Origin of the sequence: Caballeronia sp. LZ043 (genome assembly GCF_031451075.1) — a bacterium.
Classification (GTDB): Bacteria; Pseudomonadota; Gammaproteobacteria; order Burkholderiales; family Burkholderiaceae; genus Caballeronia.
Window position 1 is genome coordinate 793,769 of record NZ_JARUXT010000002.1, and the last position, 13,373, is coordinate 807,141.

13 protein-coding genes and 1 pseudogene are annotated in these 13,373 nt (G+C 63.5%); 3 read left to right on the top strand and 11 right to left on the bottom strand.

Going from position 1 to position 13,373, the window contains the following annotated elements; all coding sequences use genetic code 11:
• Positions 1-216: 216 nt before the first annotated feature.
• The 4 genes from QCE64_RS17110 to QCE64_RS17125 form a co-directional block, all read right to left on the bottom strand.
• Positions 217-645, bottom strand: a complete 429-nt coding sequence (locus tag QCE64_RS17110; RefSeq protein ID WP_309921596.1) for a cupin domain-containing protein — start codon at positions 643-645, stop codon at positions 217-219.
• A 63-nt stretch (positions 646-708) separates the two neighbouring features.
• The gene (locus QCE64_RS17115) at positions 709-1,560 is read right to left on the bottom strand and encodes an aldo/keto reductase (RefSeq protein WP_310005002.1); all 852 of its coding nucleotides are present in this window, start codon (positions 1,558-1,560) and stop codon (positions 709-711) included.
• A gap of 44 nt (positions 1,561-1,604) precedes the next feature.
• Entirely contained in the window at positions 1,605-2,213 is a 609-nt protein-coding gene (locus QCE64_RS17120; RefSeq protein WP_310005004.1) for a flavodoxin, read from the bottom strand.
• A gap of 11 nt (positions 2,214-2,224) precedes the next feature.
• Positions 2,225-3,214 (bottom strand): aldo/keto reductase, encoded by a 990-nt coding sequence (locus tag QCE64_RS17125; RefSeq protein WP_309932270.1) that lies wholly within the window; start codon positions 3,212-3,214, stop codon positions 2,225-2,227.
• Between the two features lie 166 nt (positions 3,215-3,380).
• On the opposite strand from QCE64_RS17125, the gene QCE64_RS17130 reads away from it, so the two are divergent.
• From QCE64_RS17130 to QCE64_RS17140, 3 genes and pseudogenes are all read left to right on the top strand, one after another.
• Positions 3,381-4,352 (top strand): LysR family transcriptional regulator, encoded by a 972-nt coding sequence (locus QCE64_RS17130; protein WP_309921608.1) that lies wholly within the window; start codon positions 3,381-3,383, stop codon positions 4,350-4,352.
• A gap of 95 nt (positions 4,353-4,447) precedes the next feature.
• Positions 4,448-4,687: pseudogene (locus QCE64_RS17135) on the top strand (integrase); the annotation flags it as partial.
• A gap of 67 nt (positions 4,688-4,754) precedes the next feature.
• Positions 4,755-5,066: an aldo/keto reductase gene (locus QCE64_RS17140; protein WP_309932271.1), complete on the top strand. Its 312-nt coding sequence runs from the start codon at positions 4,755-4,757 to the stop codon at positions 5,064-5,066.
• Positions 5,067-5,172: 106 nt separating this feature from the next.
• Here the strand turns inward: QCE64_RS17140 and QCE64_RS17145 are convergent, their stop codons facing one another.
• From QCE64_RS17145 to QCE64_RS17175, 7 genes are all read right to left on the bottom strand, one after another.
• Positions 5,173-6,297: a porin gene (locus QCE64_RS17145; RefSeq protein ID WP_309921613.1), complete on the bottom strand. Its 1,125-nt coding sequence runs from the start codon at positions 6,295-6,297 to the stop codon at positions 5,173-5,175.
• A gap of 85 nt (positions 6,298-6,382) precedes the next feature.
• Positions 6,383-7,330 (bottom strand): nitronate monooxygenase, encoded by a 948-nt coding sequence (locus QCE64_RS17150; protein ID WP_309921616.1) that lies wholly within the window; start codon positions 7,328-7,330, stop codon positions 6,383-6,385.
• 32 nt (positions 7,331-7,362) lie between these two features.
• Positions 7,363-8,694, bottom strand: a complete 1,332-nt coding sequence (locus QCE64_RS17155) for an MFS transporter (RefSeq protein ID WP_309932273.1) — start codon at positions 8,692-8,694, stop codon at positions 7,363-7,365.
• Positions 8,695-8,765: 71 nt separating this feature from the next.
• A complete protein-coding gene (locus QCE64_RS17160) occupies positions 8,766-10,421 on the bottom strand; it encodes an AMP-binding protein (RefSeq protein ID WP_310005006.1) in 1,656 nt (551 codons plus the stop codon).
• Entirely contained in the window at positions 10,414-11,208 is a 795-nt protein-coding gene (locus QCE64_RS17165; RefSeq protein ID WP_309921625.1) for an enoyl-CoA hydratase/isomerase family protein, read from the bottom strand. The genes QCE64_RS17160 and QCE64_RS17165 overlap by 8 nt, the downstream gene beginning before the upstream one ends.
• Positions 11,209-11,250: 42 nt before the next feature.
• Positions 11,251-12,450 carry a CaiB/BaiF CoA-transferase family protein gene (locus QCE64_RS17170; RefSeq protein ID WP_310005008.1) on the bottom strand — a complete coding sequence of 400 codons (1,200 nt, stop codon included), beginning with the start codon at positions 12,448-12,450 and terminating at the stop codon, positions 11,251-11,253.
• The gene (locus QCE64_RS17175) at positions 12,447-13,217 is read right to left on the bottom strand and encodes an enoyl-CoA hydratase-related protein (RefSeq protein ID WP_309921630.1); all 771 of its coding nucleotides are present in this window, start codon (positions 13,215-13,217) and stop codon (positions 12,447-12,449) included. Before QCE64_RS17175 ends, QCE64_RS17170 begins: the two co-directional genes overlap by 4 nt.
• Positions 13,218-13,373 lie beyond the last annotated feature (156 nt).

Genomic DNA, 13,373 nt, shown 5'->3' on the forward strand with positions numbered 1-13,373 from the left:
GCAAGCGGCCATGAACGGCCGGACGCAACTGAAATCTGAGCGACCGGTTTCAGAAAAGAACCCGACGTTCAGGGGCGACCCTCTCCGCGACTTTGAAGGTGTTCCTCACCGCTTGAGCCGTAGGGCTGCATCGCCGTTACAAGGGGGCCATGTACAGTGGCCGCTTAACCGATTTGCGGTCTCGCCTAAGAACATATGCCGAGACCGGGAGCACGGTTATTCAGTGACGAGCGGCCCTGCATGATATTGCTCGTCGGTCACCGGCTCCATCCATTCGACATTCTTGCCGTCGAGCAATTCGGTTAGAGCAAGATGCGACATGGCGGTGGTCGCAGCCGCTCCGTGCCAGTGCCGCTTGCCGCACGAGCACGAGACGATGTCACCGGCGCGGATTTCCGTTCGGAGGCCGCCTTCACATTGAGTCCAGCCGACGCCATTGAGAACGAGGAGTGTTTGCCCGAGCGGGTGCGTATGCCAGTTGGTGCGTGCACCGGGTTCAAACGTCACGATGCCGCCGCCGAGACGCGCCGGTTCCTCAGCCTGGAAGAGGCTATCGATACGGACCGAGCCGGTAAACCAGCTTTCAGGGCCCTTGATTGACGGCTTCGTGCCGTTACGGACGATGGTCTGAGATGCTTTGGTCATGATTGCGCTCTTTCAGGTTAAGGGGTGCCCGGGTCTCCCTCGGCGACTAGCCAGACCGCCATGTCAGAGGCCAAGTTTTCGCTCGCTCATCCATTTCACGATCGCCGGGTCGCGATGGGAGAAGAAGCTGCTCTGACCAGTCTCCAGCGTTGCGACTGCCTGCATGTCTCCCTCGGACAGCTCGAAGTCGAAGACAGCCAGGTTTTCCAGCATCCGTTCCTTCCGCACAGACTTCGCGAGGGCGACAATGCCGCGCTGAACCAGCCATCGCAGTACCACTTGCCCCACGGTCTTGCCGTGGCCCTGCGCAATCGCCACTAGTTGCTCGTTCTCGAACAGGTTGTTTCGTCCTTCGGCGAAGGGGGCCCAGGCCTCTGGCTGAACGCCGAGCCCGCGCATGAAATCGACGCTTTCAACTTGCTGATGGAAGGGATTGACTTCGATCTGGTTGACGGCTGAAGTCACCTCGTTGAAACACTTGATGTCCATGAGACGATCCGGCTGGAAGTTGCTCAGGCCGATCGCACGAAGCTTGCCGGCGCGATGCGCCTCCTCCATCGCTCGCCACGCGCCGTGAACGTCCGAGAACGGCTGGTGAATCAGGAACAGATCGAGGTAGTCCAGACCCAGACGCTTCAGCGACTCGTCGATGGCCGCCTGAGCACGTTCATAGCCAGCATCCTCGACCCACAGCTTGCTGGTGACGAAAAGCTGGTCGCGGGAGACCCCGCAACGCTTGAGGCCACGCCCGGTCGCCTCCTCGTTCTTATAGGACGCAGCGGTGTCGATGAGACGATAGCCTGCCTGCACCGCGTCCACGACGCAGCGTTCGCATTCCGTCTCGTCGGCGATCTGGAAGACACCGTAGCCGAGGATCGGCATCTTGATTCCGTTGTTGAGTGTCACGTCTTGCATGTTCGTTCCTTGCAGTTGAAAGTCGACGGCGGCATGAGGTCTGCTCAGGACGCGCCGGGTTCCCTGGTCAAGCCTGTCTTGTCGAGCCACTCGTTGACGAGATTCAGCGTTTTGCGCTCCTGGTCCGCCTCCATCACGAACGGGCTACGCATCTTCGCCAACGGCGCGAGGCTGGCGAGCGCGGAGAGGCCGTTGCCGAGGCCGTATCCACCATGTGTTACGAAAGGCGTGAGCGTTTTGCCCGTGAGATCGTGGGTCGCCAAAAACGAACGAACCACCGGTGGCGCCGTCTCTCCCCAGATCGGAAAGCCAAGGTAGACGGTGTCGTACGTGCCGATGTCCGTGAGACGAGCCGCCAGCGCCGGCGCGAAGCCACTGTCCCGCTCCTGTCGGGCCTGTTCGACGGTTGCGAGATACTCCTCGGGATACGGGTCGGCCGGTCGCATCTCGAACACGTCCGCCTCGAACGCTCGCTGCAACAGCCCGGCTATAACCCGCGTATTGCCGGAACACGAAAAGTAGGCGACGAGAACTCGCGACCTCGTCTTGCGAACTGTGTTGCTGCCGCTGCCTATAGCCACTGCGGCGTTCCAAGGCAAGGCTGCGACCGCGGCCATAAGCACCCGGCGCTTACGCTCGTTGGAAGACATCATGTTGCCTTGTGTCAGCGACCAACGCGAGCCTTCAAGGAGGCCGGGTAGCGATCGCCATGTATTTCGACGTTCGCGAGCGCCTGGGCAATGTGCTGGAGGTCAGGCTCAGTCAGTTCGACCAATGCTGCGCCCAGGTTCTCGTCCAGACGATGCAACTTCGTCGTGCCCGGAATCGGCACGATCCAGGGCCTTTGGACAAGCAGCCATGCGAGCGCGACCTGAGCCGGCGTCGCGCCCTTGCCCTTGGCGATCCCGCTGAGAGCGTCGACCAGTGCCTGGTTAGCTTCAAGCGCCTGACGAGTGAAACGAGGGACGATGCTACGGAAGTCGTCCTTGCCGAACGTCGCGCTCTTATCGATGGCGCCCGTAAGGAAGCCCTTGCCGAGCGGGCTGAACGGCACAAAACCGATGCCGAGTTCCTCCAGCGTGGGCAGAATTCTTTCTTCGGGCTCGCGCCACCACATCGAATATTCGCTCTGGAGAGCGGTCAGGGGCTGCACGGCATGCGCCCGGCGGATGGTCTGCTCGCCGGCTTCCGACAGGCCGAAGTGTTTCACCTTGCCCGCCTGGATGAGTTCCTTGACGGTGCCGGCGACATCCTCGATGGGCACGTCCGGGTCAACTCGGTGCTGATACAGCAAGTCGATCACGTCCGTCTTCAGGCGCTTAAGCATGCCATCGACCGCCCACCGGATATGATCCGGGCGGCTGTTGAGAATCTGCTGCTTGCCGTCGTCACCAAAGGTGAAGCCGAATTTGGTGGCGATGACAACCTGGTCTCGTACGGGCGCCAGCGCCTCTCCGACAACCTCCTCGTTAAGATACGGCCCGTAGACCTCGGCGGTATCAAAGAAGGTCACGCCTCGGTCAAAGGCCGCACGAATCAGCTCAACGGCTTTGGTTCGATCCGTGGCCGGCCCATAGCCGTGACTCAATCCCATGCACCCCAGGCCAATCGCCGAAACTTCGAGTCCCGAATGGCCGAGTTGTCGCTTGTCCAAGATGCGCTCCTTACAGTAGACGACGAGGGCCGTGGCCCGATGTTCGTTACTTTAGGCGCCGCAGTTTCAAGCGACTAGTCGATTATCCCTTGCACCAGTATCAACCCCAGATTGATACTGAGTAAGTGTGCGACGCTTCTGTCGTACTTCAGGAAAAGAATCGACCATGCCCACGAATGATTTCAAGGCCATCGCGACGTTCGCCAGAGCCGTCGAACTCGGCAGCATCCGCAAGGCCGCTCTGGCCCAGGGTGTCACCCCCCAGGCTGCCAGTCAGGCCATTGCGCAGTTGGAAGAGCATCTAGGAGTGCGCCTGTTGCATCGGACGACGCGCAGCCTCGCCTTAACCGAGGAGGGCCAACGCTTCCTGGAAAATACACAGCCCGCCCTGGCGGCACTGGACAGGGCTCTGGCCTTGGCGCGGGAGTCCAAGGATGAGATCGCGGGGCCGTTGCGGATCGTCGGGCCGAAATCGTCGTTCGCCGCCATCCTCATGCCTCTGCTCGACGAGTTCTGCCGGGAGTACCCTGGCATCGAGCCGGACGTCCAGCTCGATGACGGTATCGGCAACTGGGTGCTGGACCGCGTAGATGTCGGCTTCAGGATCGGTGCGTCGCCCAGCGAGGGTGTGATCGGTCGGCAACTCTTCCCGATCCAGATGATCGTGTGCGCGGCGCCCGCCTACCTGAAAGCGTACGGCGCGCCATCGATACTCGATGATCTGGCGGCACATCGCTGCAGTGTGTTCCGGCATCCGGTCACTGGCAAGGTGGCGCCCTGGTATTTGACCGTGGACGGTAAGCTCGAACACCGGCAATTGTCCCCCGCATTCGCGACGAACGATTCGGAGCTCGAATTACAAGCCGTGCTTGCGGGGCAGGTCATCGGTCAGCTCGCGAGCTTCTCGGCAGCGGCCCACATCCGGGCTGGCCGACTGAAGCCAGTTCTCTTGCGGCATATGAGCGCGCATATCGGTTTGCACGTGTACTACGGAAGCCGGGCTGCTCAACCCAAGCGAGTACGAGCCTTCCTGGACCTCGCTTTTGCTCGCCTGCTTGATTGCCGAGAATACCTGCTCACTGAGAAAGAGCTAGCCCAATTCAGGTCGCGATCGAAGCGATACAGCCGCATTGGGTAGTGCCCTGGTTCTTCAACAATAAATTCAGCAGTCTCAAATCGAATGGCTGCGACCGGCTGTGAAGCCATCGTTCATGAGCAGTCAGTGTTCGATCCCGTCAAGGTGTTTCGGGTTGGATTTCACTCCGAGGATTGAGGCCAGCCGACTGTTTTTTTCCACGTCGGTTGCACGCGTCAGCCCATGTGTCGACGCGTCAGTACGCGCGTATTGTTCATCGTTGGGTCGCGTCGATCGGACTCGACAACCGTGCGTACGACACGCACACGATGCGACGAACGAAAGCATCATTGATCTATTGCCGCACAAAGAACCTGCGCGCCGTCCGGTTGCTGTAGCCCAACATCCGTAGCGAGTCATCCAACGGACCCTTCCGCCTCATATGCGACCGAACAAGCGCGCGGCGTGAGCCCGGATGAGATCGCCACTGCCTGGGTGATGGCGAAAGGCGTGCTGCCGATCATCGGACCACGAAGCGTCGAACAATTGCGCATGAATCTTGCCGCCGCCGACATCGCACTTTCCGCCGAGGACGTCGCGCACCTCGATGCCGTGAGCCAGCCCCCGCCGATCTTCCCGCATTCGATGCTGCATACCGAGGAGTACCGGCAGAGAATCACCGGCGGGAAGCTCGATGATTTCGTTCGGCCGGACAAACCGGTTGCATGGCCTTGTCCGGGGTCGAAGCCCGCGTACAGTCATTCGAATGACCGTTGATCTTCGGAGCGAGGCAGCGGCACAGAAGTTCTGGCGCTGCCGGCACTAGCCGGCAGTCACGAGCATGGAGCCTCTGCCCGCACGCAGCATCGTGTCGGTATCCCGATCAGAACCGATGCCGCAGCCCCAGCGTGACCGACGCACTGTCGTCATTGCCCGCGAACGGGCCATTGAACGTGCCGCTGACCTTGCTGTATGCGCCGGCCAGATACACGTCGGTCCGCTTCGACAGGAAGTAGTCGCCGGTCAGGAACGTCGATAGCTTGTTGCCGCCTTCGCCGTTCGCGTTGACATGGCGGCCGAGGTCGTAAATGGCGGCCGCCTTGACTTGCACCGACGACGTCGCCTGCCACGTCGCACCGAACTGGAACACGTTGTCCGTGCGCGCCTGACTGCTCACGCCGATGTTCGTATTGCCCGGATTCGTGTAGAGCTGCGAATACGTGCCGTAAGTGGGCGAGAAGTCCTGACCGCTGGTCGGCGTGAAGCCGCCGTCGCGGCGCGTGTAGAGGTAGTAGGCCTGCCACGTCACCGGTCCCGTCACGACGAACGCGCCCGCGCCGAGATTCGACTGCTTGTTGCCGACGAGATCCTTCGCCTGCTGCGCAGTCAGGCCTGCGGAGAACACGTTGCCCGTATAGTTGAGCCCGGCTGCATACGTGGACCCGTGCGACACGCTGCCCGCCTGGCCGCCGAACGAGTAGGCCGCGTTGATCTTCCACTGATCGAGGGTGAGCGTGTACTTCGCCGTGTTGTCCATGCGCGAGCCGGCCAGCAACTGAACCCACACGTCGCTGGCGGCGGAATTGGCCCAGCCGATGACATCGTATGGCAGCAGCGTTTCGAACGGTACGCTGTATTGACGGCCCAACGTCAATTGACCATAGCTGCTCTTGATGCCGACATACGCCTGCCGTCCGAACTCGCGGTTGCCTTGCAGCGAGACCCCCGTCCCCGGATTGAAGCCCGCCTCGATGCGGAAAATCGCGGACAGTCCGCCGCCCAGGTCTTCCGTGCCGAACAAGCCCCAACGCGAGCCGTTGAAGAAGCCCGGTCCGAGCGCCACGGAACTGCCGCTGGACAGCGCGCGACCGTTCGCGGCCGTCGCGCCGACCTGGTTGTTCTGCCACGAGATCGCGGTATCGATCAGGCCGTACAGCGTGACGCTGCTTTGCGCGTGTGCGGCGCAGGTGAAAGCGAGCAGAGCGGCTGCAGCGCATGCGTTCTTCATCTTGCAAGTCTCCGGTTTATTTTGATTAGGGTGGCGAAATAGTGGTTGCATGAAGCGGCATCCGTGCGGATACCGCTGCATTCATTCAGCCGATGAGCCGTCCCACCGCATCGCGATACTCATCGACGAGTCGGGCCACGACTTCCGCCGCGCCCGGCAGATCGTGGATCAGACCCGCCGACTGGCCTAGCTCCACCTTGCCGCGTTCGATATCGCCATCGAGCGCGGCTTGTTTGAGCGTGCTGCTTTTGAAGAGCGTGTCGTAGGCGGCATCGTCGGGTTCGTGGGTGTCGGCGTGCAGGACATCGGCGGCGAACTGGTTCTTCGTCATGCGCACCGGCAGCTGACGCACGCCCACCAGCGCGGTCTGATCGATTTCGGTTTCCAGCACGGCGCGCTTGTAGTTCTCATGCACGCCGGCTTCCCGCGTGGCGATGAAGCGCGTGCCGAGCTGTACCGCATCCGCGCCGAGCGCGAGCAGCGCCGCGATGCCGTAGCCGTCCGCCACGCCGCCGCCCGCGACGATCGGCACGCTGAACTCCTGTGCCGCGCGCCGCACCGCGATCAGCGTGCTGACGCCGTTTGCGGGCGGATGACCGCCTGCTTCCGCGCCGACGACGACCAGCGCATCGACGCCTGCGGAGGCGGCCTTGCGCGCATGTTCCATCGTCGAGACGACATGAATCCAGCGCGTGCCGACGCGCCTGAAGCGCTCCAGATGCGCTTTCGGTCCGCCCTGCGAGGCGAACACCACCGGCACGCGCTCTTCCTCGATGACATCGAGAAACAGCGCCGCTTCGGGGCGATACAGCGGCAGGTTCACGCCGAACGTCGCGCCGTGGGTGGCGGCCTTGACCTCGCGCACGGCCTGGCGAAAGGCATCGAGATACATCGGTCCCGCCGCGATCACGCCGAGGCCGCCCGCGTTGCTGACGGCGGCAGGCAGCGCCGCATTCGACGACGCCCAGCTCATGCCGGCCTGGATGATCGGATAGCGAATGTTCAGCATGCGGGTGAGTCGGGTCGGTGTCATCGTGCGATCCTCCAAATTCCTGTTCTAAAAACTCAGTTCCGGGTCGTCAGCAGGCGCGCCGGAATGCCGATCAGCAAGGTGACGCCGCCCACAAGAATCAGGCAGCCGGCGAACTGGATGCCGAGCGTGAGACTGCCCGACACCGACTTCACATAGCCGATCATGCTCGGGCCGACCAGCCCGCCCAGCGATCCGATACTGCTCACCAGCGCGATCCCCGCCGCCGCGCTCGTCGAGCCGAGATAGGTCGATGGAATGGTCCAGAACACGGACAGGCTCGACAGATGGCCCGATGTCGCGATGGCGAGCAGCAGCACGGAGAACATCAGGTCGCCGCGTGCGAAGGGCAGGGCGATGAGGCTGGCGGCCGCGCACATCAGCGGCACGGCGGCGTGCCAGCGGCGTTCGCGGACGCGGTCGGAATGGCGGCTGACGATGACCATCGTCACGATGCCGGCGATCGCCGGAATGGCGGCGAGCAGGCCGACGTGCAGCGCATCGCGCACGCCGGTGGCCTGGATCACCATCGGCGCGAAGAAGGCGATCGTGCTGGCGAGCACATAGGCGCAGAACGACACCAGCCCCGCGATATACACGCGCCAGTCGCTCAGGGCGGCGAGCATGCCGCCGTGTCCATGCGTGGCGCGCACCCGACGTTCGGCGGACAGCGCGCTGACCAGGCTTGCCTTCTCTTCAGCCGTCAGCCATGCAGCGGATTCAGGCTTGTCTTCCAGCCGGAAATACACGACGACGCCGAGCAGAATCGCAGGCAAGCCTTCGAGCAGGAACATCCACTGCCAGCCCGCGAGGCCATGGAACTGGTGGAAGCTGCGCATGATCCAGCCGGACAGCGGCGCGCCGATCATCGTTGCAACGGGAATGGCGATGAACGACAAGGCCGTCACGCGCGCGCGCCGCTCCGCCGGAAACCAGTAGCTCAGGTACAGGATGATGCCGGGAAAGAAGCCCGCTTCGGCTACGCCCAGCAACATGCGCGCGATGTAGAACTCCCACGGCGTGCGCACCAACATCGTCGCGGCGGAGACGGCGCCCCACAGCACCATGATGCGCAAAAGCGTGCGGCGCGCGCCCATCTTCGCGAGCAGCAGATTGCTCGGCACCTCGAACAGCAGAAAGCCGACGAAGAACAGTCCCGCGCCGATGCCGTACACCAGATCGCTGAACTGCAGGTCGGCCTTGAACTGAATCTGCGCGATGCCGATATTCACGCGGTCGATGTAATTGATGATGTAGCACACGAACAGCAGCGGCAAAATGCGCCGGCTGATCTTGCGATACGTCGCTTCGCTGACGGCTTCTTCCGGGCGTGCAAGCCCGACGGCGCCGGATGCGTACGTCGTCATTGTCTCTTCCTTGGTGGATGGCTTCTTCAGCTTGCGTCGACACGCGGCGGCCGCAGCCGTCCGCCTTGCAATCACGCGAGCTTGAACTCACGGATCGCGTAGTCGCGCAGTTTGTTTTTTTGCACCTTCGAACTTCCCGTCATGCCGATGTCGTCGAACGACTGCACCACCCGCAGATAGCGCGGCACCTTGAAGTTCGCGCAGCGCGCCTTGCACCACGCGATCAACTCTTCACTCGATGCCTCGGCATCCGCCCGCAACACGACGAATGCGGCGGCCACTTCGCCGAGACGCGCATCGGGTACGCCGACCACTTGCGCGAGCTGCACGGCGGGATGGCCGAACAGCGTCTCTTCCACTTCGGCAGGCGCGACATTCTCGCCGCCGACGCGGAACACGTCCTTCAGGCGGCCGAGCATGCGCATGCGGCCATCGGCATCGATCACGCCGAGATCGCCGGTGCGCAGCCAGCCGTCTTCGCTGAACGCCTTCGCGGTTTCCTGCGGCTTGTTGTAGTAGCCCTTCATCACGCTCCAGCCGCGCACCTGGATTTCGCCGGGCGCGTTGGCGGGCTGCACTTCACCCGTTTCCGTCGATACCGTGCGAATCTCGATGCCCGCATGCGGCGACGCCCAGCCCGCGACGCGAGTCTCGAGCGGATCGCGCCAGTCGTTGAGGACCACGTTCGGCGACGCTTCCGATTGCCCGTATGCGCCGACCATGTGCCTCACGCCCATGACGTCGTGAATCTTCTGCATGATCTCGGGACCCGCCGCCGCCCAGCCGCCGCGCAAGTGGATGCGTTCGCGCCGGAATTCGGGGTGGCTCATCATCATCAGAAAGATGGTGTCGTTGCCCGAGGTGAGCGTGCAGCGTTCTTCATCGAGGATGTCGAGCACCTTCGGCACGTCGAACGACGGCACCGACAGCAGGCAAGCGCCCGATACCAGCGATACGAGCAGCGACATCGTCGTGCCCGCCACGTGAAAGAACGGGCGCACGCTGAAATAGCGGTCGTCCGGCTGCACGCCGATGCGCTGCGCCGAGGCTGCCGCGTTCATCAGCATGTTGCGATGCCGGAGCAGCACGCCCTTCGGGAACGAGGTCGTGCCGGACGTGTACTGGATCAGCAGCGTGTCTTCGGGCGAGACTTCGTTCGCGCGCCTGGTGGCTTCGGCGCGCGTCTCCGGCCTGTCGGCCAGCGCTTCGAAACGTTCGACGCCGGCGGGCAAAGCGCGTTCCGTCTTGCCGACCAGCACGGCGCGGCGCAACAGCGGCAGCACGTCGCCGGGCAGGTGTGCATCGAAGGCCGGTTCGACGTCGCGCAGCAGCTGTGAGTAGTCGATGTTGAGGAAGGTATCGACGTAGAACAGCACGCGCACGTCGCCCTGCTTCAGACAGTAGTTCAGCTCGTCGAGCTTGAAGCGCGTATTGACCGGAACCGTCACCGCGCCGATGGACGCCGCCGCATAGAACAGCACGACCCAGTCGATGGAATTGCCCATCAGAATGCCGACGTGCTCGCCATGCTGCACGCCCGCTGCGATCATTCGCGCGGCGGCGCTTTGCACGCGTTCCGCCAGGGCGCCGTAAGCAATACGCTCACCGTCGATGACGAGCGCTTCGGCATCCGGTGTCGCCGCGGCGCGCGCGGCGAGGATCGCGGACAGCGTGACCGGTTGTGTCAGGCCGAAGCGTTCGGCATAGGCCAGGTAATCGTCATGCATGGCGCGCTCCGCTGCTGTCATGTTTGTCGTCGGCATCGTTGCGCTGGCCGAAGCCCGAGATCGACTGCTTCCAGTCGGAGTTTTGCAGCACCGTGTCGATAGCGAGAATCTCGATGGCAAGCGCGCCCGCCGGGTCGGTCTCCACGCCACGGTCGATGCAATCGCGCGTCAGCTGCATCGCGAGCGGCGGGGCATCGGCGATATCGCGGGCCATCTGGCGGACAAGCTTCACCGCTTCGCCGGCGGGCACGATACGCGACACGAGACCGGCGTGCAGCGCTTCGTCGGCGCTCAGGGTGCGGCCCGTATAGGCCATGTCCTTCGCGAGCCGCTTGCCGATCACGCGCGGCAGACGCTGCGTCGCGCCGACGGTGCCCCACAGCGCTTCCGGCGTGCGAAAGCTCGTTTTCTCCGTTCCGACGATGAAATCGCATGCCATCGCAATCTCGCCGCCCGAGCCGACCGCCGGCCCTTCGACCAGCGCAATGCACGGCTTGCCGATCTTCTCGAGCGCATCGTAAGCGGCGAAGGCCTTGAGGCGGCGGGCGCGCACATCGTCGATATTCATGCCCTTGCGTTCCTTCAGGTCCGCGCCCGCGCAGAACACCGGGCCGTTGGCGCGCACGATCACGCAGCGGATCGAGTCGTCGGCGCGCAGGCGCACCGCGGCGGCGCGCAATTCGTCGCACATCAGTGCGTTGAGCGCGTTGCGCTGCTCCGGCCGGTTGAGAATGATCTCGGCCACGCCGTCCAGGCGCTCGACGATCAGCGTTTGGTCATCTGTCATGGTTTCCCCTTGATGCTTGATTCCGTACCGCGCGCGCCACGCTCAGATGGCGCCGTCGCGGCGCAGCGCTGCAATGTGCTGTGCGTCGTAGCCGAGCCGTTCGCGCAGGACCTGTTCCGTATGTTCGCCGAGCAAAGGCGGGCGGACCACTTCGGGATCGGCGAAGCCATCGAACTTGAAGGGCAGCGGCAATGCGCCGAAGGTGCCGATGGTGGGATGCTCGAACTCGCTCACCATGCCGCGCGCCTTTACGTGCGGGTCGGAGAGCACTTCCGCGACGTCCTTGATGGGACCGGCGGGCACGCCTTCGGCGTCGCACGCATCGCACAAGGCCTGACGTGTCCAGCCCGCAATGGCTTGCGTGAGCGCCGCCATCACGCGTTCGCGATGCTCCACGCGCCCCGCGTTGGTCGACAGCAAGGGATCGCCGGCAAGTGCATCGAGCTTCAGCAGTTTGCAGAGCGGCAGCCAGTGCTGGTCGCTGCACGTAATATGCACGAACGCGCCGTCGCTGCATGCGAAAGTCGCGGAGGGCACGCGGCCCGGATGTTCCGTGCCAAGACGCGGCGGCACTTCGCCCAGCGCGAAGAAGCGGCCCGCCGCGAGCGTGAGCAGGCTGACTTGTCCATCGAGCATCGAAAAGTCGATGTGGCAGCCCTTGCCCGTCATCGCGCGGCCATTCAGCGCCGACAGCAAGCCGATGGCGATCCACATGCCCGACGTCAGATCCGCGATCGGCAGGCCGGGCTTGACCGGACCGCCGCCGCGCTCGCCGGTCAGGCTCATGATGCCGCCCATCGCCTGGAACACGGTGTCGTAGCCCTTGCGCTTCGCATACGGACCGGTCTGGCCGAAGCCGGTACACGACACGTACACGAGGCGTTCATTATCCGCGCGCAGCGTCTGGTGATCGAGACCGTAGCGCGCCAGCGTGCCCACCGGGAAATTCTCGATGAGGATATCGGCGTTCTGCGCGAGTTCGCGGACGATGCGCCGTCCCGCTTCGGTCTTGAGATTGGCCGTCACGGACTGCTTGCCGCGGTTGCACGCGAAGTAATACGCGGATTCGTCGCCCACTTGCGGCTCGAAACTGCGGGTTTCATCGCCCGTTCCCGGCTGCTCGATCTTGATGACGGTCGCGCCCAGTTCGGCCAGGATCATGTCCGCGAACGGGCACGCGAGCACGCGCGCGAGTTCGATGACCGTGACGCCTGCGAGCGGTTTGACTTGAGCGTTGGTCATTGGTCGTTTGCGCGTTGCTTGCGGAAGCTGCGCATCATGAGATTCGTATCGAGCGATGCATCGAGCGCCTGTTGCAGCGGCAAATCCGCGACGCGATGGAACAGGCGCTTGGTCGCGGCCATGGCGGGGGCATCGAAGGCGGCGAGGCGTTCGGCGATGCCCACGGCGGTGTCGAGCATGTCCTCGTCAGCGACGACGCGGTTGGCAAGGCCCAGCGCAAGCGTGCGTTGCGCGTCGGCGGCTTCGCCCAGCGATACCAGTTCGAACGCCGTCTTGCGTCCGGCCTGGCGCACGAGATTGGCCATCACGATGGCGGCCACGATGCCGTGTTTCAGCTCGGGATAGCCGAGCTTGAGGCTTTCGCCCGCGACGAGCATGTCGCAGGCGAGCGCGAGACCGGCGCCGCCGCCCATCGCATGACCGTGCGCCGCGCCAACGACCGGCTTCGACATCTGCGAGAACACGCGATGCAGATTCGTCGTCAGATGCGCGCGTTCGAGCGCGGCTTGTGCGGCGCTGGCCGCATCGTCGTTGCCGGACTGGACGAAGCCGCCGAATTCCTTGACATCGGCGCCGGCGCAGAACGCCTTGCCCGCGCCCGTCAGGACGATGGCCTTCACCGCGGGATCGCGCTCGGCGGCTTGCAGTGCGGCGAGCAGCGCGTGCGTGAGTTCGTTGTTGAGCGCGTTGCGCTTGTCGGGGCGATTCATCGTCAGGACGCGCACGGCGGCGCGGTCTTCGATGAGGAGGCTGTCAGAGGTGGTCATGAGTAGTCGAGTCGAAGCGATGGTGCAAAGAGTAAGGCCGATGCGTGATTAAGTCAAACAAATATCCGTGATGAAAACAACTAATTCGAGCGCAATTGGGTCGGTGTAAACCCGCTATTTGAGTCTGTTCAGGTCGTTTTTTGCGGGCATACGGTG